20 protein-coding genes are annotated in these 20,938 nt (G+C 58.8%); 9 read left to right on the forward strand and 11 right to left on the reverse strand.

The window, feature by feature from the left end; translation table 11 throughout:
- Positions 1 to 19: 19 nt before the first annotated feature.
- From PSH91_RS15535 to PSH91_RS15550, 4 genes are all read left to right on the forward strand, one after another.
- The gene (locus PSH91_RS15535) at positions 20 to 1,318 is read left to right on the forward strand and encodes a hydroxymethylglutaryl-CoA reductase, degradative (RefSeq protein ID WP_047225564.1); all 1,299 of its coding nucleotides are present in this window, start codon (positions 20 to 22) and stop codon (positions 1,316 to 1,318) included.
- A gap of 69 nt (positions 1,319 to 1,387) precedes the next feature.
- A complete protein-coding gene (locus tag PSH91_RS15540; protein WP_047225563.1) occupies positions 1,388 to 1,876 on the forward strand; it encodes a hypothetical protein in 489 nt (162 codons plus the stop codon).
- On the forward strand, positions 1,873 to 3,261 hold the full coding sequence (locus tag PSH91_RS15545) for a tripartite tricarboxylate transporter permease (protein ID WP_080962847.1): 1,389 nt from the start codon (positions 1,873 to 1,875) through the stop codon (positions 3,259 to 3,261). Before PSH91_RS15540 ends, PSH91_RS15545 begins: the two co-directional genes overlap by 4 nt.
- 51 nt (positions 3,262 to 3,312) lie before the next feature.
- Positions 3,313 to 3,813, forward strand: a complete 501-nt coding sequence (locus tag PSH91_RS15550; protein WP_047225562.1) for a lipocalin-like domain-containing protein — start codon at positions 3,313 to 3,315, stop codon at positions 3,811 to 3,813.
- A gap of 103 nt (positions 3,814 to 3,916) precedes the next feature.
- Here the strand turns inward: PSH91_RS15550 and PSH91_RS15555 are convergent, their stop codons facing one another.
- Positions 3,917 to 5,227, reverse strand: coding sequence for an OprD family porin (locus PSH91_RS15555; protein WP_047225561.1), 1,311 nt, complete (start codon positions 5,225 to 5,227; stop codon positions 3,917 to 3,919).
- Positions 5,228 to 5,563: 336 nt separating this feature from the next.
- On the opposite strand from PSH91_RS15555, the gene mhpT reads away from it, so the two are divergent.
- Both mhpT and PSH91_RS15565 read left to right on the forward strand, forming a co-directional pair.
- Positions 5,564 to 6,781 (forward strand): 3-(3-hydroxy-phenyl)propionate transporter MhpT, encoded by a 1,218-nt coding sequence (gene mhpT, locus PSH91_RS15560; protein WP_047225560.1) that lies wholly within the window; start codon positions 5,564 to 5,566, stop codon positions 6,779 to 6,781.
- Between the two features lie 156 nt (positions 6,782 to 6,937).
- Positions 6,938 to 7,129, forward strand: coding sequence for a hypothetical protein (locus tag PSH91_RS15565; RefSeq protein WP_305466099.1), 192 nt, complete (start codon positions 6,938 to 6,940; stop codon positions 7,127 to 7,129).
- Here the strand turns inward: PSH91_RS15565 and PSH91_RS15570 are convergent.
- Positions 7,126 to 8,082, reverse strand: coding sequence for a threonine dehydratase (locus tag PSH91_RS15570; protein ID WP_305466101.1), 957 nt, complete (start codon positions 8,080 to 8,082; stop codon positions 7,126 to 7,128). The two genes, PSH91_RS15565 and PSH91_RS15570, sit on opposite strands and share 4 nt — an antisense overlap.
- A gap of 97 nt (positions 8,083 to 8,179) precedes the next feature.
- Between PSH91_RS15570 and PSH91_RS15575 the strand changes: the two genes are divergently transcribed.
- A complete protein-coding gene (locus tag PSH91_RS15575) occupies positions 8,180 to 8,983 on the forward strand; it encodes a helix-turn-helix domain-containing protein (protein WP_223194323.1) in 804 nt (267 codons plus the stop codon).
- On the opposite strand, the gene PSH91_RS15580 is transcribed toward PSH91_RS15575, so the two are convergent.
- The 7 genes from PSH91_RS15580 to PSH91_RS15610 form a co-directional block, all read right to left on the reverse strand.
- Complete coding sequence (locus PSH91_RS15580; RefSeq protein WP_047225556.1) at positions 8,980 to 9,864, reverse strand: universal stress protein; 885 nt, start codon at positions 9,862 to 9,864, stop codon at positions 8,980 to 8,982. The genes PSH91_RS15575 and PSH91_RS15580 overlap by 4 nt on opposite strands.
- A 198-nt stretch (positions 9,865 to 10,062) precedes the next feature.
- Complete coding sequence (locus PSH91_RS15585) at positions 10,063 to 11,067, reverse strand: universal stress protein (RefSeq protein ID WP_305466102.1); 1,005 nt, start codon at positions 11,065 to 11,067, stop codon at positions 10,063 to 10,065.
- The gene (locus PSH91_RS15590; RefSeq protein WP_047225554.1) at positions 11,064 to 11,522 is read right to left on the reverse strand and encodes a hypothetical protein; all 459 of its coding nucleotides are present in this window, start codon (positions 11,520 to 11,522) and stop codon (positions 11,064 to 11,066) included. Before PSH91_RS15590 ends, PSH91_RS15585 begins: the two co-directional genes overlap by 4 nt.
- 232 nt (positions 11,523 to 11,754) lie before the next feature.
- Entirely contained in the window at positions 11,755 to 13,008 is a 1,254-nt protein-coding gene (locus PSH91_RS15595; protein WP_173406851.1) for an OprD family porin, read from the reverse strand.
- A gap of 88 nt (positions 13,009 to 13,096) precedes the next feature.
- Positions 13,097 to 14,401, reverse strand: coding sequence for a CitMHS family transporter (locus tag PSH91_RS15600; RefSeq protein WP_047225552.1), 1,305 nt, complete (start codon positions 14,399 to 14,401; stop codon positions 13,097 to 13,099).
- Between the two features lie 140 nt (positions 14,402 to 14,541).
- Positions 14,542 to 15,867 carry a dicarboxylate/amino acid:cation symporter gene (locus PSH91_RS15605; RefSeq protein ID WP_047225551.1) on the reverse strand — a complete coding sequence of 442 codons (1,326 nt, stop codon included), beginning with the start codon at positions 15,865 to 15,867 and terminating at the stop codon, positions 14,542 to 14,544.
- Positions 15,868 to 15,908: 41 nt separating this feature from the next.
- On the reverse strand, positions 15,909 to 16,991 hold the full coding sequence (locus PSH91_RS15610) for a 4-oxalomesaconate tautomerase (RefSeq protein ID WP_173406850.1): 1,083 nt from the start codon (positions 16,989 to 16,991) through the stop codon (positions 15,909 to 15,911).
- A 168-nt stretch (positions 16,992 to 17,159) separates the two neighbouring features.
- Here PSH91_RS15610 and PSH91_RS15615 point away from each other — a divergent pair, with 168 nt between their 5' ends.
- Entirely contained in the window at positions 17,160 to 18,050 is an 891-nt protein-coding gene (locus PSH91_RS15615; RefSeq protein WP_047225549.1) for a LysR family transcriptional regulator, read from the forward strand.
- Between the two features lie 45 nt (positions 18,051 to 18,095).
- Here the strand turns inward: PSH91_RS15615 and PSH91_RS15620 are convergent, their stop codons facing one another.
- The gene (locus PSH91_RS15620) at positions 18,096 to 18,923 is read right to left on the reverse strand and encodes an SDR family oxidoreductase (RefSeq protein ID WP_076384163.1); all 828 of its coding nucleotides are present in this window, start codon (positions 18,921 to 18,923) and stop codon (positions 18,096 to 18,098) included.
- A 111-nt stretch (positions 18,924 to 19,034) separates the two neighbouring features.
- Between PSH91_RS15620 and PSH91_RS15625 the strand changes: the two genes are divergently transcribed.
- Positions 19,035 to 19,931, forward strand: coding sequence for a LysR family transcriptional regulator (locus tag PSH91_RS15625; RefSeq protein WP_047225547.1), 897 nt, complete (start codon positions 19,035 to 19,037; stop codon positions 19,929 to 19,931).
- Between the two features lie 110 nt (positions 19,932 to 20,041).
- Here the strand turns inward: PSH91_RS15625 and PSH91_RS15630 are convergent, their stop codons facing one another.
- A complete protein-coding gene (locus PSH91_RS15630; RefSeq protein ID WP_047225546.1) occupies positions 20,042 to 20,734 on the reverse strand; it encodes a type 1 glutamine amidotransferase domain-containing protein in 693 nt (230 codons plus the stop codon).
- Positions 20,735 to 20,938: the final 204 nt, after the last annotated feature.

Consider the following 20,938-nt stretch of genomic DNA (forward strand, 5'->3'; position numbering starts at 1 on the left):
CTGCAACTGGATTGCTACCATGAGTATCGACTCCCGCCTCCCGATGTTCCGCAGCCTGTCGCCCGCCGAACGCCTGAGCCACTTGCAACAAGTGCTTGAGCTTGCAGAAGATGACGTTGCCCTGCTCCGCGACGCAGGCGCCCTGCCCCTGGAAATAGCCGACGGCATGATTGAGAACGTCATCGGAAAATTTGAGTTGCCCTACGCTGTGGCGAGCAACTTCCAGATCAATGGACGCGACGTCATCGTGCCGTTGGTCGTCGAGGAGCCTTCGGTGGTCGCCGCCGCCTCGTTCATGGCCAAACTGGCGCGCGAAGCCGGTGGTTTTCAGACCTCCAGCTCGCTGCCGCTGATGCGCGCGCAAGTGCAGATCGTGGAAATCGACGATCCCTTCAATGCCCGTTTGAGTCTGTTGCGCCGCAAGGACGAAATCATCGAACTGGCCAACCGCAAGGATCAACTGCTGAGCCAGCTAGGTGGAGGTTGCCGCGACATCGAAGTGCATACCTTCGCCCAGAGCCCTCGCGGCCCCATGCTGGTCGCCCACCTTATCGTGGATGTACGCGATGCGATGGGAGCCAATACCGTGAACACGATGGCTGAAGCGGTGGCCCCGCTGATGGAGCAGATTACCGGCGGCAAGGTACGGCTGCGCATTCTGTCGAACCTCGCCGACCTGCGGCTTGCCCGGGCCCAGATCCGCATTGCACCTGAACATCTCACCACCAAGGCCTACAAGGGCGAGGACGTCATTGAAGGCATCCTCGATGCTTACAACTTTGCGGTCGTCGATCCCTATCGTGCAGCCACTCACAACAAGGGCATCATGAACGGCATCGACCCTTTGATCGTCGCCACCGGCAACGACTGGCGCGCGGTGGAAGCCGGGGCACACGCCTATGCCTGTCGCAACGGGCATTACGGTTCACTGACGACCTGGGAAAAAGATTGCAAGGGCCATCTGGTGGGAACGCTGGAAATGCCCATGCCCGTCGGCCTGGTCGGCGGCGCGACCAAGACTCACCCGCTGGCGCAACTGTCGTTACGCATCCTGAGAGTGAAGAGCGCCCAGGAACTTGCCGAGATAGCGGTAGCGGTCGGCCTCGCGCAAAACCTGGGCGCATTGCGGGCGCTGTCGACCGAGGGGATACAACGCGGGCACATGGCTTTGCATGCACGCAACATTGCGCTTTCAGCGGGGGCCAGGGGCGACGAGGTCAATTGGCTGGTCGCGCAGATGGTCGAAGCCCGGGACGTGCGCTCGGACAAAGCCGCTGAGCTGCTTGAGCAAAAACGCGCGCAGGAGTCGGGCTCGTAGTCACGAACTCAACCACATCTCTTCACGTTCATAACAATAAAACCCCTCAGGGGAGGTGGGAGAATCCTTATGAAACCCGAACTGTTCGAAGTATGGGGCGACACGGTTGACGGTCGCCACCTGCTCTACTCCATAGGCATCGGTGCAGCCGTCAGCCTCGGCGCTTTTTTTATCGCCCAGCACTTGTTTGTCGGCTGGGTGGATTCCGTGCAGATGGCCCGCGCCTACGCGATGCTGGTAGGTATTGTCGGCTGCCTGGCAGGTGGCGCCATCAGTGCGCTGCTTTTCAAACCCAAGCGCAATGTCATAGAACATCTGGCTGATCCGGCCTGGCGCGCAAAAATCCTCATCGAGTTGCAGAACGAGTACGGCCCACTGGGCAGTCTGGCTGATCTGCCGCCGGCCACGATCGCGGAACTGCGGGAAATGGATCTTTATGAGCTGTTCGCCGATTACGAGAAAGGCCTTGTCGCTCCTGAGAAAAGCCCGGCTGCAACACCCACTGTTGGCGTCGGTGCAGTCAGTCGCGCAGTCAGTGGCAATGGAGGTCAATCATGATCGTTCCACTGATGGATCAGGTCCTGATGGCACTGGGCATGGGGATCCTGGGGGCGGTGATTTTCGCCGGGATCGGGCTGATCTCAGGGAGCGATGAAACCACCACCCTCGCCCCCTTGACCTTGCTGGTCGTCCTGCTGGGCGTACCTGCCCCCGGCGTGCTGACATTCTTTCTCGCCGGCGCCGTCGCCAAACATATGACCCACGCCGTACCGACGGCGCTACTGGGTATTCCTGGCGACACCATGGCGACACCACTGATGCGCGAGGCCAATTTTCTGCGCAATCTGGGCGTGCCCCACATTGCCCTGCGCAAGATGATTTCCGGGGCGGTCATTGCTGCGTTGATCGCGGTGCCAATGGCCGTATTGTTCGCGCTGATGCTCGCGCCGTTCGGCGACATGATCAAGCAGGCTGCGCCTTGGGTGTTCCTGCTTGCCGCGGTGGCGATCGCGTGGTTCTCCAAAGGCCGTCTGGCGGCCGTGCTGACGCTGATCCCGTTCGTCATGATCATTGTTGGCCTGCAAACCATGACCGCGCAGTTCGGCGTCAAGCTCAGTGTCAGTTACTTTCTGGGCATCGCGATTGGCCCGTTGATCGCCGCGCTGTTCTCGCTGCTCGCGCCCGCCGAACGGGACACCATGCGACGCCAGCAAGTGCGCACGTTTTCCCTGTCGCCCGACGTAAAAAGCTGGGGTGGATTCTTTCCTAATCCGCTCAAGGTGCTGGACAGCAAGCAGAGCATGTGGACGGCCATTACGGCGGTGATCTCCAGCGCGACCTTTGTGTTCAGCCCGGTGGCCATGACCGTGATCATGGGCGAGCTCGTCGGTTCGAGGGTCAAGCATGTCTACCATCGCCTGACCACGGTCATCACCGCTCGAAACGGCGTTACGGAGTCAACCTACCTGGCCGAAGCATTGATCCCGCTGATCGCCTTCGGCCTGCCCCTGAGCCCTGTCGCAGCAGGCCCGGCAGCGCCATTGTTCAACGCCCCGCCGCGCTTTAGCGTCGACGCGACGACAGGCCAGGTGAACAACCTGCATTCATTGCTCAGCACCTGGGAATTTTTTGGCTACGGCGTGTTGGCGGTGGTCGTGGCCATCCTGATCGCTTACCCCTTCACCATGAATTACGCCCACAGAGCCGCATCCTACGTGTCGCGCAAGATCAGTCACGAAGCGGTGATCTCGACCTTTGTTGGCCTGATCCTGGTGATCGGCATCTGGGAAGGTGGCCTGCTGGGGTTGCTGGTGATCGTCACCATCGGCCTGCTGGGCGGTTTCCTCTCACGCTTTTTGGGTTTCAACATCGGTGTGCAGTTCATGGGCTATTACACAGCCGTACTGTCTGTGCCTGCCCTGGTTGCCCTGATGAATGCGTGATGTTTTTAACTCTCTACAACAGTGTTCAGATAACCAACAACGGTGATTCCAATGACCCTGAAAATATCGCTACTGACGGTAGGTGCGATCATGGCCCTTTCGGTTTGCACGGCAGCGTTTTCCGCCATGAAAAGCCCGCTGGTCGGAACATGGAAAATGGTCAGCGCAACCATTGAACGTCAGGGCAGCCGGTCGGATGCGTACGGCCCCAACCCACATGGATGGCTGGTGTTCACTGAAGAATTGACGTTCGTCGAGGTGCTCACCGATCCGCGAGTGCCCGCGTTTCGATCCAACGCTCGGGGCGAAGGAACCGATGAGGAAAACCGGGCAGCGATGGCTGGGAGCATCGGTTTTTTCGGACGATATACCGTCGACCAGAACGGCAAGTTCACCGGCAATACCGTCGAAGGATCTACGTTCCCGAATTGGGTGGGTGCGACACGTACTCAAGATGACCTGCAACTGAAAGTCGACGGCAACCGGATGGTGGAAAACTTCCAGCGCCCCGATGGCACGAAGGTTCACATCATCTGGGAGCGGGTAAAGTAACTCTACATCGCGAGCAGCCCTGCGGGGCCGACTCAGTTCATGAGTGGGCTGAGCACTGCTCAGCCCACGCTTGCGCACTGCTGATATCCACTCGCCCCACGGCTTACCAGATCGGCACCGTGTAGAGCACCAGGAAGCGGGTCTGGTTTTCATCACGAAATGCCGCGCCGCTCGGGAAGTCGTTGCGATAGATCGACTTGCGCGCCATCAACCCGACATTCTTCAGCGGACCGCTCTGGATCACATACCCCAGCTCCATCTGGAACTCCCGCTCCTTGCGGTCGTCGGCATTGAGCGCCACCAGCGCGATATTGTCACCGCGCACGTAACGCAGCCGGCTCTTCAGGCCGGGCACCCCGGCGGCGGCGAAGTCATAGTCGTAGATTGCCTGCCAGGTCCGTTCCTTGGCATTGAGAAAGTCCGAGCTCATGGTCAATTCACTCATGCCCATCAACTCAGTGCCTGACACATAAGGCGTCGCTGTGTCGCCGCTGGCGTGCATGTAACCCAGGCTCAGGTGATGCCCGCCAAGGCGATAGCCGAACAGCGCCGACAGGTTGCGGTTGTCCACCTTGCCAGCCTTGGCACTGCCATCTTCGTCGCTGAAAAAACTGCGCAGATCAGTGGTCAGCGTGCCCTCGCCTACTTGCATGTTATGCAGCAAGGCCAGGGTGTTCTGCTGGTACAGGTCGGCCACTTCGGCGTGGTAGCCGCGCAGGCTGAGGTCTTTGTTTACCTGATAATCGCCACCGACATAAGCCATGTGCGATGAGGTGGCCGCACCGTTGAAACGCCCGTTCGGCGAAGCGATGCTCATCGACTGGTAGTTAGTGGAGTCACGCCTGTTGATGCGATCGATATAGCCGGTATTGAGCGTCAGTCCGTCAATGTCCTTGGAACTGAGTGTGGTGCCGCGAAAAGTCTGCGGCAGCAACCGCGACGGGCTGGCAAAGGCGAACGGCAGGAAAATCGACACATCGCCGGTCTTCACCGTGGTTTGGGCAAAGCGCATTTTGGCAGTCATGGCCAGGCGCGAATATTCATCCGCCGCGCGCTTGTCGCTGCTGGATACCGGCAGTAATTCGGTGCCGCTGCGGTCCGGTGACGAGTCCAGCTTGACCCCGATCAATGCACGGGCGTCCAGGCCGAAGCCGACAGCGCCCGGGGTAAAACCCGACTCCGCATTCATGATGAAACCCTGAGCCCACTCCCGGGCCGCGGTTTTCGCCCCCTCATCCTTGTAATCCCGGTCCAGGTAGAAATTGCGTAAGGTCAATGTGCCGCGGCTATCGTCGATGAAACCTTCCGACAGCGCTGGAGTGGTGACCGCACATAAGCCCAACAGGACGAAACCGCGTGCGCAAAGAGGTAAGTCTGAGGTCGTCGCAAGGACGCCCCGGGGTGAATTCGTCATGTCCTATGTCCACTTATTGTTGTTGTTTTTTTGAACGTGATCGCCAGCCATCCAGCCGCGATCTCGGGCCAGAGAGTGGGAAAAGCCGGAGGTGCCGTCAATCCACAATGGCCGATAATCGAACATTAATATTCGTATCTATTTCCAAGAAAACCTAAAAAACACATGACATCCCGTTGATTTGAATAGGTTTATGTCGATGCATTTGGACATTTTCCGTTAGCGTTCACTTTTTAGTTATCTTTGTTAATCTTAATTGCGGCTTTGCATTGCTGGATGCGAGCAAGCCTGCGTGCGCCCGTCAGCACACTCACAAAAACAATAAAGAGGTTTGCCATGGACACTCCATCACGTCGCACGACGCTGACTATTGCCCTGTGTTTTATCGTCGCTCTGATTGAAGGCTTTGACCTGCAAGCTGCCGGCACTGCCGCCGCAGGGTTGCGTCAGACCTTTGCCCTGGACCCGAAAATGATGGGTTGGGTGTTCAGTGCCGGCATCATCGGTTTGCTGCCGGGCGCCTTCTTCGGTGGCTGGATTGCCGATCGCATCGGTCGCAAGAAAATCCTCATCGCAGCGGTGCTGCTGTTTGGCGTGTTCTCGCTCAGCACCGCCTACGTCAGCTCTTTCTCCGGCCTGCTGCTGGTGCGTTTCATGACTGGCCTGGGCCTGGGCGCCGCCCTGCCCAACCTGATCGCCCTGTGTGCCGAAGCCGTGGGAGAGCAACGTCGCGGTACGGCCATCAGCATCATGTATGCCGGCGTGCCATTGGGTGGGGCACTGGCGGCGGTGGTCGCCATGCTGTTTCCCGAACATTGGCAGACGACCTTCATCATCGGCGGCCTTGCCCCATTGCTGGTGGTGCCACTGATGATGGTGCTGCTGCCTGAATCCAACGCCTTTCGCCAACAACAAAACAGCGTCAACCCGACGCGCACTTCAACCGGCCAGGCCTTGTTCGGCGAAGGCCGCGCCAGCGTTACCCTGGCGTTATGGTTGAGCTACTTCTTCACCCTGACCGTGATGTACATGTTGCTCAACTGGCTGCCCTCGTTACTGCTGGAACAAGGTTTCAGCAAACCCCAGGCAGGCCTGGTACAGATGCTCTTCAATATCGGCGGCGCCCTCGGCTCCCTGCTCGGCGGAGTGTTGCTGGATCGCTGCAACGGCATCAAGGTGGTGCTGTTTGTGTACACCGGCTTGCTGGCAGCGCTGGGCGGGGTTGGCCTGTCCGTGGGCATCATCCCCATGGCCATCGCCGGTTTTGCCGCGGGGTTGTTTGTGATGGCTGCGCAACTGGTGCTTTACGCCCTGGCCCCGCCCTCCTATCCAACGTCGGTGCGCGCCACCGGCGTCGGCGCAGCGGTAGCGATCGGTCGTTTGGGCTCGGTGGCCGGGCCATTGGCGGCCGGGCAGATTCTGGCGGCCGGAGCCGGCACCACCGGTGTCTTGCTGGCTACCTCGCCCGGCTTGGTGATTGCAGCATTGACGATCATCAGCGTCATTGCCCGCTCGACTTCGTTGAACGTGTCGATGAATAAGGCCAAGGCCTGAGGCCATCCGAACGGCGTAGGTAAACAGGTGCTGTTGTGGGGGCTCAAGATGAAGCTGTTTCAAAGGCGTCAATTCCTGGCTTTATCGTCTGCAATAATCTCGAACTCATTCCATACCCCTGCCTCTAATGTGTAGATCAACAGAGGTAACGCGATTATGAACAGCGATAACGGCATCGAATCAGAAGCAACCTCGAGCATCCCGTCGACCGATACGTCTGGCAAACCGGTTGATAAGAATCTTGAGGACAGCGCTACGCCCCCCTCAACTCAAACCAAGGAGCAGGAAGCAGAGGAACTCAGTCGAAAAATCGCGGAGATCGAGCGCAAGGTGGCTGACGGCCACTAACCGATTACGCCCGCATACACCGATCGATCGACATTGCCACCCGACAGAATCACCCCCACTGTCTCCCCCGCCCGAGCTTCACGTTCCTGAATAAGCGCCGCCAAGGCGGCGGCCCCGGCTCCTTCGGCGAGGTTATGGGTGTCGGTGTAATAGACGCGCATGGCCTCGGCAATTTCCTGTTCGCTGACCGCTACGATCCGTGCGGCCCCGGCTGCGTAGAGGGCAAAAGCTGCGGGGATCGGTTTGCGCACGGCCAGGCCATCGGCGAAGGTATTTGCCGAAGCGGTTTCCTGTATTTCGCCCGCCTCAAAAGATAACTTTGCCGCCGCGGCTTCACGGGACACCACGCCCACCACCTGGGTCTTCAGGCCCAGTGCGTCGCGGGCGGCGATCACGCCACAAATGCCCGATCCGCAGCCAATCGGCACGTAGACGGTATCGAGATGCGGCGCGGCAGTGAACAGTTCCAGGGCGTAAGTGGCCACGCCTTTGACCAGTTCCGTGTGAAACGGTGGCACCAGGAACAGGTCATGCGCTTGCGCCAAACGGGCGGCCTCTTCACGGGCCTCATCAAAATCTCGCCCACACTCAATGACTTCGCCGCCAAAGCCGCGCATGGCAGTGTTCTTTTCCACCGAGTTGCCCTGCGGCACGACAATCAACGCCTTCAAACCCAGCGCGCTAGCAGCCAGCGCCAGGCTCTGGCCATGATTGCCGCGGGTGGCGGTGACGATGCCCTTCGCACCGGGATGTTCACGTTTGAGCCAATGCATGAAGGTGATGCCGCCGCGTATCTTGAAAGCGCCGGTGGGGGTGTGGTTCTCGTGCTTGACCCACACCGTGCAACCCAGCCGCTGAGCCAGCAAGGGCCAGGCATACTGGGCGGTGGCGGGCATCACCTGGTAGACATGGCGAGCCGCCTGTTCAATATCGTCACGAGTCAGTCGGTGCATGAAGTTATCTCCCTGAGTGGTTAGCCAGTCTAGGCATCGCCGCCGTGGGTCGGCTTTCAAAAAACCGACCTGACTTTTGCGCCGCTTCTTCACTACTATGGCGCTCATGAACCATCAAAACCGCCTACAGCCATCGCCCTTGTCTGAACCGGTCCGCCGTGTCGAGACTGGGTCCTGGGCGATCGAATTGTTGCCCAGCGCCGCTTACTCGACCCGCTATGTGGCGGCCCAGGCCTCCATCGGGTTTGCCTTCGACAGCCAGCGCGGCCTGCACGCCTTGGGCAGCGACCGGGTGCATCCTTTCGAGGCCATGCCCAACGGCCTGGCATTCGTTCCCGCCGGCTGCGACGTGTTCTCCGAGTCGCTCATGGGCGGTGAATACCTGCGCGTAACGCGGACCGACGGTATCCCCCTGAGCGGGGATCACCCATTCAACAATCACATCGATCAACAGGCCATTGACCTCGCGCTGCGAATGCGCGGCGCGCTGTTACGTGCCTGCGTGGAAGATGACTGGGAAACTTGGGCCTTGGCGCTGGCGCAACGGGCAACCGGTGATAGCGCGTTGTCGACACCGGACCAAGGCGCTATCACTCCCCGGCGCATGCGCCTGCTTGATGAGTTTATCGAAGCAAATCTTGAAGGGCCGCTGGGCGTGTCAGCGATGGCAGGTCTGCTGGGGTTGTCCGAAGGATATTTCATGCGGGCCTTCAAGCTCGCCACGGGCAAAAGCCCGCACAGCTACCTGATCGACCGGCGTCTGGCCAAGGCCCGGGCACTGATGCGTGATTCCACCGCCAGGCTGTCGGAAATCGCCCTCGCCTGCGGGTTCAATTCCCAGGCGCACATGGCAACCACGTTCAAGCAACGGCTCGGGGTGAGCCCGATGCAGTTGCGCTAGACCGCCAAAACACTGCAAGGCACCTGATACAAGATATGCTCGGTGGTGCTGCCAAGCAGTTTCTCTCCGCCTGGATCCTGGACTCTGCCCATCACGATGACGTCCATGTGATGTGTGTTGGCAAACTCACTCAGCGCCGCAACCGGGTGTCCCAGAACGAAATGCCTGCGGCCAGGCGGAACGTTGTATCGACTGGCCAGTTTCAGAAACGATTGTTCCAACGCTTTGCGCTGCCATCGGGTCAGCTCCGACAGCGTTAAGCCTGTGTCTGACGCCTGGTAGTCTTGGGATATGTCGTAGGCATACAGCAAGTGCAGTTCAGCATCACACTGTTCGGCGAGACTGCAGGCCTGGCGAATAACGCGATCATTGAGTTCATTTTGTCCAGGCTCGGCCAGCGACGCCTCTACCGCCGCCACGACCTTGCACGGCAAGGCAGGTCGAACCCCGCCCACCAGATACACCGGTACCGGTGAGTAACGCAGCAGGTGCCAGTCCAACGGGGTGAAAAAAGCACGCTTGAGCACCGACTCATGTTGGATTTCCTTGATCAACAGGTCAGGCTGCAATTCGCTGAAGTGGTCCAGGATGTCCTTTTCCATGTCATCAGCCCACGCCAGCTCGGTGGTCACATCGACCCCTCTGGCATGTAGCTTTTTCGCCTGTTCCCCCAACCAGTCGCGGTGGTCCTGCAGGTAACGCTCGCGTGTCTTTTCACGGTCACCCTCTTCAAGCAGCGACAACAGGTTCAAGGCAGGAATCAACGCCGCTATATGCAAGCGTGCAGCGCTGGCCTTGGCAAGCGCTGCGGCATGGTCGATCACCGGAGAATGGCGCAGGGCCAGGTGGGTGATGAGTAACAGCTGTTGATACCGGCCCATGATCTGCCTCCAGACAGGTGAAACTCAACCTCTGCCACTGCCAGCTACACATTCAGCCGTGACATCTGCGCCGGATCGGGCACCAGCGTCATTTCAGACTGCGCCGTCGGAAGATGCCTGACGTTGATAAATATCAACCGGAGCAAGGCTGCCGTTCTTCACGCCGCCGGCAGGCCACAGCGGCATAGAGGCAGCGGTCTAACCGTATCGTTTGGCCTGCTGCGGCGCTGCGTCGGCTGGCAACTTGATCATCAGGACGCTGCACATGGGGTCTTCGAGTATCCCTTCAGCGGTCAAGCCGATATCAGAGGCCTGCGTATGATGATCGGCCGCACCGATGACCAACAGGTTGTAAGCATTGCGCTGCAGATAAGCATGAATTGCATTCGCCGGAGCGCCGGGAATGAAGTGCCGATGCTGGCTGGCAATACCATGCTGGCTGGCCAAGGCATCGAACGCCTGTACCTGGGCCTCATAGAGGGACAGGTCACCGTGGCTGGCAGCGGCACAGTCGTAAACGCTGATCACGTGCAATGAGGCACCGCAGGCGTTTGCCAAGTGCCTGGCCGCCTCGATGAGCGAATGATTGTCGCGGTTTCCTTTCGCCTGTGACTCCATGTCAACCGCTACCAGAAACTTGCTGGGTGTCTGAATCGGGCCCGGCAACACATAAAGCACGGCAATCGGGCTGACGCTCAAGAGTTCCCAGTCCAGTGCTGACAAACCGCGCTGCGCCAGGCCTGGGCGTTCCTGGATGTCCTTGATGATCAAGTCCGCTTCAACACGCTGCGCATAGGCAACGCATTCGACTGCCGAGGAACTGGCGCATACCAGCTCTGGATGGACATCCACGCCTTTTTCCTGCAGGTGCGCACTTTCACTTTCCAGCCATTTGCGACGCGACGACATTAAGTTATCGCGCACGATGTCGGGCCTCTCGGTGACTGCATGGCCGGGCGGCTCTACACCGTGGGGCTCAGTGAACATCGCCACGTGCAGTGGCACGCCCAGGGCGCGTGCCAGATCGCCGGCATACTCCAATCCGGGAGAGTGAGCTGCCTGAGGGGGGGCAAGAAACAGTAAACGCAATGGATGAGTCATTTCACACCTCGGCATCCGATGATAAAAATGGCGTCCCTGCGCATTCCTGCTTGGGTGGACAGGTGCCGCATAGAGCGGCTTTTTAGTCCTGTTGAACTTCATTCATGGGGCAAGCCCGTGGCCAGTTCGACATTCGGCACCCACAGGGCATCAATGCAGGCCGAAGCGTCCTTCTGCGTCACAGGTTCAAGGGCCAGCGGTTCAAGCAGGCCTCTGTCGACCAATGCCAGACGCATGATTCCGTTTTTGTCGAGAAGCGAACTTGCCAGACATTCACACAAGGAGCGCGGCAGCGCCTCTGGCAGCGGGCCTATATCGGCATTCTCCAGCTCAAGCTCATAACGCTCGGTACAGGTGTCTGCCAGATCCTGCATCGCATGGGTCGCGAAATACGACACCGTGAAATATCCCGAGGTCAGCACCGCCAGAATCGACAGCAAAATGGCTGCCTGACGTTTTCTCGAGCGTGTGCCCCGAAGATGCAAAAACCCGGGCAATGCGGATTTGCTCCGGTCCTGAACCACCTGCGCCCCGCTGATGGGTCTGTTGTTTGTCATGACCGTATCTCTGCCCCATGCTTATCAAAAGAATGGCGCCGATCAACGAATGCCGTTTGATCTGGATCAACCTCGTGCTGCTGTTTGCCATTTTTCTGGCTACAGCAACACGCGGTGGGCGTTCAGGAGTAGACCGTTGCAGGCTTGGTGGCCCTTGCTGGGCCACCCTGCCCGGCCCTGGAAAATCGACGATGACCGCCCACCCCTCCGCCATCAGGCGGGCGACGAACGATCACCAAAGGGCGATATCGTAGGTAAGGTAGATCCGGTTACTGTCCCGTCCCCTCGAGAATTCAGAGCGGTAGACGTAATTGCGCAGCTTCACGCCCAACCCTTTGAAGGAACCTTGCTGCACCACATAAGCCAGTTCAGCATCGCGCTCCCACTCTTTGATGGTGGTGTTGGACTCTCCATCGTCGCCGCTAAGGTAACGCGTGGAGAACGTCAGGCCGGGGACGCCCAGGGCCGCGAAGTTGTAGCCGTAGTTGAGCATCCATGTCTTCTCGTCTTCCTCTACGAACTTGCCTATGCCGGCGTTGCTGAAAGAATAAACGGACGCGCCGCTGATGTAGGGCAGCCCGGCGTCGCCCTTCAGTGTTTGATAGCCGCCGCCTACGGTATGGCCTGCGACAGCGTAAGTCAGCTGGCCGCTGAGCATATGGTTGTCGATTTTACCGCCATAGGCAGAACCGCTATCAACGCTGCGGAAGTAGCGCAGATCACTGGTCAGCACGCCTGGGCCGAGCGGCAGATCATGTTGGACACCCGCAAAGTTCTGCCTATAGAAGTTCTCCAGTTCGCCATGAAAGTAGCTGAGGCGAATCGTCTTGCCCAACTTGTAATCGGCACCGAGGTAACTGAAGTCCCCTGACTTATCGCCACTGTAGCCGTCTGGCACGATGGGCATACTGTCGCTCGAATCTCGCAACTTGAAACGATCAAGATAGCCGCCCGTCAGGCTAAGGTTATCAATGTCGGTGCTAGTGAACTGGCCGCCCTGGTAGGTCTGAGGCAGCAGTCGGGCATCGTTGTAAATGAGCACCGGCGTTTTAGGGAGCAACGTACCGTACTTGACGGTGGTTTTGGCAAATCGAGCCTTGGCGGTCATCCCGAAGCTCGCAAATTCATCGGCGGCACGACCGTCATCATGCACAGGCAGCAGACCGGTGCCGCTACGACCGCGGCCGGAGTCGAGCTTGACCCCCAGCAGGCCCAAAGCATCAATACCCAAACCGAGGCTGCCGGTCGTGAATCCCGACTGATAATCAAGCAAAAAGCCTTGGCCCCATTCGGTGCGCTCGCTCTTGGCGGTATTTGCCGCTCGCGCACTCATCCCATGTTCATCGCGGAAATTTTCATTGATGTAAACATTGCGCAATTGCAGCTTGAGTTTGCTGTCGTCGATAAAGCCTTGCGCATTGGCATTGGCCAGCGGCAACAAAGCCAGGAGAGTCAATAAAGCTCCACGGTTATAAACAGAGGTCATATCAAACTACTCATTGTTGTTATTTGGAATGCAGCTGACCGTCCGCCCCACTGGCATGGGGCGTCAGGTGTCAAAGAGGTTTGGAGAATCAGGAGAACAGACTGATTGCCCCAGTCAGCAAGGCCAACGCAGTCACGACCAGGGAAGTGAGCACCGCCCATTTGACGGTGGCTTTCTGGAAGTCGCCCAGATCACGGTCCACCATGCCGACCAGCAGCAGGGTCGAGGCCACCAACGGACTCATCAGGTGCACCGGCTGGCCGAGAATGGAGGCCCGTGCAATCTCGACCGGATCAATGCCATAGGCCGCTGCGGCGTTGGCCAGGATCGGCACGACACCGAAGTAGTAGGCATCGTTGGACAACACGAAGGTCAGCGGCATGCTGGTAATGGCAACCACCAGCGGGAACAGATGGCCCCAGGATGGCGGAATCCAGTCGACCAGGGTTTGCGCCAGCGCATCGACCATTTTCGTCCCGGAGAAGATCCCGGCAAAGATACCCGCGGCAAACACCAGCAGAACCACGGTCATGGCGTTGCCCGAATGAGCGAGAATTCGTTCTTTCTGAATATCCAGTTGCGGATAGTTGATCATCAACGCCAGAACAAAACCGATCAGGAACAGGATCGCCGAGTGCATGAGGCCCATGACCAGCGCAACCATCACCGCCGTCACCAGCAGCAGGTTGACGTAGGCCAGTTTCGGGCGCTTGTGCGGCGTGTCTTCAATAATCGCCTTGATGTAGCAATTACCCCCACCGCTTTGCAGATGGGTGTTGCCGATGCGCTTGCGTTCGGCACGCCCCAGCAGAAACGCCGTGAACACCACCCACATCGCACCGCCGATCATGGTCGGCAGCAAAGGCACAAAATACTCACCGGCGTCCAGGCCCAGCGCTGCGATCGCACGGGTCGCCGGGCCGCCCCAGGGCGTCATGCCGCTCATGATGCTCAACGAGAGCATGGAAATGGTCGCCAGGATCATCGGGTTCATGCCGATGCGCTTGTACAGCGGCAACATCGCTGCACAGGTGATCATGTACGTGGTCGTGCCGTCACCGTCCAGCGCCACCAACAGCGACAGCAGCGCCGTGCCCACGGCGATTTTCATCGGATCACCGTTAACTCGCTTGAGGATCTTGCGGATCAGCGGGTCGAACAGACCGGCATCGATCATCAGGCCGAAAAACAGGATTGCGAACAACAGCAGCGCCGCCGACGGCGCGACCATCTTCAAGCCGTCCAGCATCATCTTGCCGGTGGTACCGCCAAACCCGCCGATCACCGCGAAGACTATTGGCACCACCGTCAGGGCGACGATCGGTGACAAACGTTTGGTCATTATCAGGAAGGTGAAGACCACCACCATGGCCAAGCCAAGTAAAGCGAGCATAAGTCAGATCTCTTGTTGTTATGAGTAGCTTGGCCGACATTCAGGCGCACGCCATCCCACTCGCCAGGCGACACTCGAATGATTGCCTGGCGCAGGTATTCAGGAAGATAACGCGGTGATGTCGGGTCAGCCGTGACCGGTTAGATGTGATTCGCGACCTTTGTGTCGTCCCAGGCGTGCTCCGTTGCCTGGATGTGCCTCGGGGAGGGTTTGCCATCCAGGGTCTGCAACAGCACATCGCGGTCGCAGGCATTCTCCGAGATGGAGATCACCACGGTCGCCACTGCGTTGCTCGCCAGGCTGGTCAGCGCCCGCGCCTCGGACATGAACCGGTCGATCCCGATCAACAGGGCCAAACCGGCCAGAGGAATATCGTGGATGACGGTCAGGGTCGAGGCCAACGCGACAAAGCCGCTGCCGGTAACACCTGCGGCGCCCTTGGAAGACAGCAACATGATCGCCAGCATGGTGATGACCTGGGTCAGCGTCAGGTCGATGTTGCAGGCCTGTGCAATGAAGATGGCCGCCAGCGACAGGTAGATCGCCGTGCCATCGAGGTTGAACGAGTAACCGGTTGGCAGCACCAGCCCCACGACGCCCTTCTTGCAACCCAGGGCCTGGAGCTTTTCCAACATCCGCGGCATCACCGGTTCAGTCGAAGAAGTGCCCAGCACCACCAGGAATTCCTCGCGCAGATAACGCAACAGCTTCCACAAACTGAAGCCGTGTGCACGGCAAATGCTGCCCAACACAACGAAGACGAAGAAGGCGCAAGCGACGTACAGGGTCATGATCAGCTTGGCCAGCGAGCCCAGCGACGTGATGCCGTACTGCCCGACAGTGAAGGCCAAGGCTCCGAAAGCGCCGATCGGAGCAAAACGCATCAGGTAGGAAAATATCTTGAACACCATGTGCGAAGCTGATTCCAGCACATCCAGCACCGGCTTGCCGCGCTCGCCCAAGGACGACAGGGCAAAGCCGCAGAGCACTGCGATAAACAGCACCGGCAGCACCTCGCCTTTATTGAAAGCGCCAATAAAGGTGTCGGGAATGATGTGCATGAAGAAGTCCACCACACTCAGCTTCGCAGCGGAGTCGGTGTATTGCGACAGGCCCTGGGTGCTCAACTGGGTCGGGTCTATGTTCATGCCTGCACCGGGCTTGAACAGGTAGACCGACACAAGGCCAATGATCAGGCTGATCACCGTCAGCGCCAGGAACAGCAGCATGGTCTTGCTCAACAAGCGCCCCAGCGAGCGCTTGTCACTCATGCCGGCGATGCCGGTGACAATCGTGCAGAACACCACCGGTGCGATCATCATCTTGATCAACTTGATGAAAGCATCACCCAGCGGCTTCAAGGCAATCGCCTGTTGCGACCAGAAGTGCCCGACCAGCACGCCCAGCAGCACGGCGCAGATGATCTGGAAGTAGAGCGATTTAACAACTTTCATGGCATCACCCATTTTTAGAATTGTTCTGATGCAAACGACAATGACTGCCTGGACTATCCGGCCAGCCGGTGTGAAGCGGTGGCGTAGACGAAACCTGAGAAAAGCCGGCGGGCGGTACGCACCACCGAGGCACGAATGGTCTCACCCTTTTCGCCGGTGTAGGACAGTACGACGTCGATACCACCGCTTGGGTGCTCAATACGAACCTGCTGCAGACGCGGCTCGCTGATGCCGCCGAGCAACTGCGCCACTACGCTGCCTTGCGTCACGCAAGCGGTGGCCAGACCGATGGAGCCAGTGATGGCCAGGGCACGGTGACAGTTGTGCGGCATGAAATAGCGCACCTGGACCGTCCCGCCCGACTTGGCAGGAGACACCAGCACCGGCTTGGGGATGACCTTGTCACTGACATCACCCAGGCCCATGGCCAGGCCGGCTTTGAGTCGCAGGGACTCCAGGCGTTGCAGGAACGCCTTATCGGCGTCCAGTTCAGCGGGGCTTTCATCGCCGCGCTTGCCAAGCTGACTGGCCTCGACGATCAGCATCGGCATCGCCATGTCGATACAGGTCACCGGGATACCATCGATCAGGTCCAGCGATTGCCCCGTCGGGAAGAGCTTGCCGGTCTTGCTGCCAGCCGCATCCAGAAAGGTCAGTTGCACCGGAGCCGCCGTGCCAGGCACGCCGTCGATGGCGGTGTCCCCTTCATAGCTGACCTTGCCCTCAGGGGTTTGCACCTCTGAATTTACGAAGGTCCCGGTATTGAGGTTGCGGATCCGCACGCGGGTCAGATCGCCGGAAGGCTTGACCAGCCCCTGCTCGATGGCGAACGGGCCGACGGCGCACAGCATATTGCCGCAGTTGGGCGCGGTATCGACCCGGCGCTGGGAAACCATGACCTGGACGAACAGATAGTCGACATCCGCGTCCGGGTGCAACGATGGGCTGACGATTGCCACTTTGCTGGTTTGCGGGCTGCCGCCACCGATGCCGTCGATTTCCAGCTCATGGCCGGACCCCATCAGGTTGAGCAGCAGCTCATCACGTTCGGCGATGGCACTGGGCAGGTCCCAGGCAAGAAATACGGGCCCTTTGGAAGTACCACCGCGCATCAGCACACAAGGAATTCGCTGCATGAACACTAACTCTTGTTGATCAATCTGGATAATTGATGTTCTGGACACAAGAGTGGCAGGGTTCTAAAAGTGTTTCCAATGCAAAGATCAGAGCAATTATTGCGTTTCACGAATTAATTAATTTACGATGATTTCCCAGCGCATCGCTCTTGCCCGGTGAGAAAGAACATGGAATACGAGCTTCAGGACATACGATCTTTCGTGAAAATCGCTGAACTAGGCAGTTTTCATGAAGCCGCCGATGCGTTGCATCTCTCTCAACCGGCCCTGAGCCGGCGCATGAAAAAACTCGAGGAAGGCCTGGGGACCGCCTTGCTGGATCGCACCACCCGCAAGGTCAGCCTGACGAGCGTCGGGCGCGATTTCCTGCCCAAGGCGCGGCGCTTGCTGGATGATTTCGACGACTCGATTCTCAATATTCGCGAACTGGCGGAGCGCCAGATCGGTCGGGTGACCTTGGCCTGCATCCCCACCGCGGCCTTCTATTTCCTGCCTTCGGTGATCCGCCTCTATAACGAGCGCTACCCCAAAATCCGCATCCGCCTGCTCGACCTCAGCGCAAACGAAGGGCTCGAGGCGGTACTGCGTGGCGAAGCCGATTTCGGTATCAATATGATGAGTGGCCAGCACCCGGATATCGAGTTCGTGCCATTGGTCAACGAACCTTTCGTTTTAGCTTGTCGACGCGACCATGAACTGGCCAGACGCAGCTCGGTAAGCTGGTCTGAGCTCAGCGATTACCGACTGATCGGTGTCGGTCGTCTCAGCGGCAATCGAATGCTGCTTGACCATGCTTTATCGGGTTTGAGCTGGCGTCCGCAGTGGTTCTACGAAGTGCAGCACTTGTCTACGTCATTGGGGTTGGTCGAGGCCGGCCTTGGGGTGTCGGCCATGCCCAGCCTGGCAATGCCGGCCGAGGATCATCCGACACTGGTCAGCGTGCCGTTGATTGATCCGGTGGTAAACCGATCGCTGGGCCTGGTCTATCGAAGGGGCGCATCGCTCTCCCCGGCCGCGGAAAAATTTGTCTCGATATTGCTTGAACAATGGGAACACTGATTTTTCGGGGTCCATGATCAGGACTGGATGAGAAACGGGCCGATCTCAGTCAACCTCCGTGCTCATTGCAAGCGCTTGATATTGCTCCAGCTCAGCCAGCCGTTGGACCAGGGCATTGCGAACACGCTCGTAAGCCCCGCTGCCTAGCAGTAGACGCCTGGGTGCGGGATCGACGTCGACAATCTCGAGCATGATCCTGGCCATTTTCTGCGGGTCTCCGGTAAGCGGGAAAGTACCCTCGGCGATTGCTTTACGCACTTCACCGGCAGGCGTTTGCTCGTACTCAGCCATCGCGGGCGGACGAACCAGCGCGGCGCCGAAATTAGTTCGTGTCGGGCCCGGCTCTACCAGGGTGAACTCGATCCCAAAAGGCGCAACCTCCAGAGCGACCGACTCAACGAATCCCTCAATGGCCCATTTGCTTGCGTGGTAAAGGCTGAAGTTCGGGTAAGCGAGCTGCCCGCCCTCCGAGGACACTTGAAGAATTCGACCGCCCCCCTGTTTGCGCAGAAACGGTAGGCAGGCACGGATGAGTTGAATAGAACCGAGCAGATTCGTTTGCAACTGCTGGTCGATCTGTTCATCGCTGGCTTCCTCCGCCGCACCAAACAACGCGTAGCCCGCACTGCTCACCACAACATCAATACGTCCTAGCTCGGTGAACGCCTGATGAACCACAGCGCGGATGGCCAATGCGTCGTTTACATCGAGCAACGCTGTCCACAGTTGCTCGCCGTAGCGTGTCTTCAAGTGACTCAAGGCCTGAGGCTTACGCAAAGTAGCCGCCACACGGTCCCCCCGTTCCAGCAATTGTTCGACCACCGCCAGACCAATGCCGGACGAACTTCCAGTCACTAACCAAGTTTTGCTCATGTGCTTGATCTCCGAATGAAGGGTGAGTTGCCATCGATGTGAGACCAAACTACGTCAGCCGGACTGCTGCTACTATGGGGCAGAATTCGGATGAGCTAATGAAATATAGCCATGAATCAATTGCCCCTTTCGCTTGCCGATTTACGCGCGCTGACCCGCATCGTTGCTCATCGCAGCTTTCGTAAAGCGGCCGATGAGTTGGGCCTGTCAGCCTCTACCCTGAGTCATATGATGAAAACGCTGGAGGCCGGTCTTGGGGTGCGTTTGCTGCACCGCACCACGCGCAGCGTTTCACCGACGGCAGCGGGAGAGCGTCTGCTAAGACGACTGGCGCCTGTGTTGCGCGAATTCGAGCTGGCGATTGAGGAAGTCAATGAATACCGGGATCTTCCCAGCGGCACTTTACGGATCAATGCCAGCGAACAGGCCGCGCGCGTTTTGATGAAAGCTGCCCTTCCGATATTCCTGGAACGCTTCCCCCAGATGTCGGTTGACCTCGTGACCGAGGGCCGTCTGATCGATATCGTGGCCGAGGGCTTCGACGCCGGTATCCGTTTAGGTGAAGCGATCCCCCAAGACATGATCGCCGTGCCGATAGGAACGGATACGCGATTTATTACCGTGGCGTCCCCCCAATACCTGAAGACTCATCCTGTCCCCCTTACGCCGGATGATCTGCCAGGACATCAATGCATCTGCATCCGGATGCCCAGTGGTAAACCTTATAGATGGGAATTCTCCAGGAACGGACAATCCTTGGTCATCGAGCCCAAAGGACAGCTAACCCTCGATAATGCCGAAATCATGGTCGATGCAGCCATATCCGGGCTCGGCATCGCTTACGTGCCAGAGCAGACGGTATCGCAACCTTTGGCAGACGCTCGTCTGGTCGAGGTCCTCGCGGATTGGTGCCCCAGGATTCCTGGGCTGTTTCTGTATTATCCGGGGCACCGCTATATCCCATCAGGCTTGCAGGCCTTCATCGAGGTCTTGCGCGAGTCTCATTGATTGTCCGCGACTGTGCATTCGAACATAACGGCATGCGCCCTTGCGAGGTGAACGCGCGACGGCCTCAAGGCCGACGCGTCGGTTGCGATCCGGCCCTTGTTTGAGCTGACTCAAGCCTTCTGCTCTTGCTGCAAGCGCTTGAGCAGCGCGTTGGCGGCGGCTTCGGAAGAAGCCGGGTTCTGGCCGGTGATCAGATGGCCATCCTCGACCACGTAACTCGCCCAGTCTGCCGCCTTTGAATACTCGCCACCTCTGGCTTTGAGCATGTCCTCCACCAGAAATGGCACCACCTGGGTCAATCCCACGGCCTCTTCTTCAGAGTTGGTGAACCCGGTCACTTTCTTGCCCTTGACCACTGGATGGCCATCCGGCGCGTTGACGTTCTTGAGCACCCCAGGCGCGTGACAGACGGCCGCGATGGGTTTATTCGCGGCGTAAAAGGCTTCGAGGAGGGTCTTGGAATCAGTGTCCTCGGCCAGATCCCACAGCGGCCCATGACCTCCGGGATAGAACACGGCATCGAAGTCGTAGGGATCAATTTCGCCCAGCGGCACCGTGTCGGCCAACGCTGCCTGGGCCCGGGTATCGGCGCTGAAGCGGCGAGTGGCGTCCGTCTGGGCCTGTTCCTCGTCGCTCTTGGGGTCCAGCGGCGGTTGCCCTCCCTTTGGTGAGGCGAGCGTAACCGTCACTTTGGCGTCGACAAACACGTAATAGGGCGCGGCGAATTCTTCCAGCCAAAACCCCGTTTTCTTGCCGGTGTCACCCAACTGATCGTGGGATGTCAGGACCATTAGAATGTTCATGTAAACCTATCCTCCAAGTCGGAATGAGCGGCGTATGTTCGCCCTGCATTACGTCAGAGGCCGCGTGGTAGTAGACGTTCAAGTGGGTGAAGCGAATCCTCATGAAACGGTCGTTGATCCCAGCGTTACTCCCCCCATCAGCCCCGCTGCCGAGGAGTTCGGGGCCCGTTATTGAGTTGCCGAACCGGTTCACCGCTGCTAGAA

The sequence above is a fragment of the Pseudomonas sp. FP1154 genome, assembly GCF_030687245.1.
GTDB classification, from domain to species: Bacteria; Pseudomonadota; Gammaproteobacteria; order Pseudomonadales; family Pseudomonadaceae; genus Aquipseudomonas; species Aquipseudomonas rhizophila.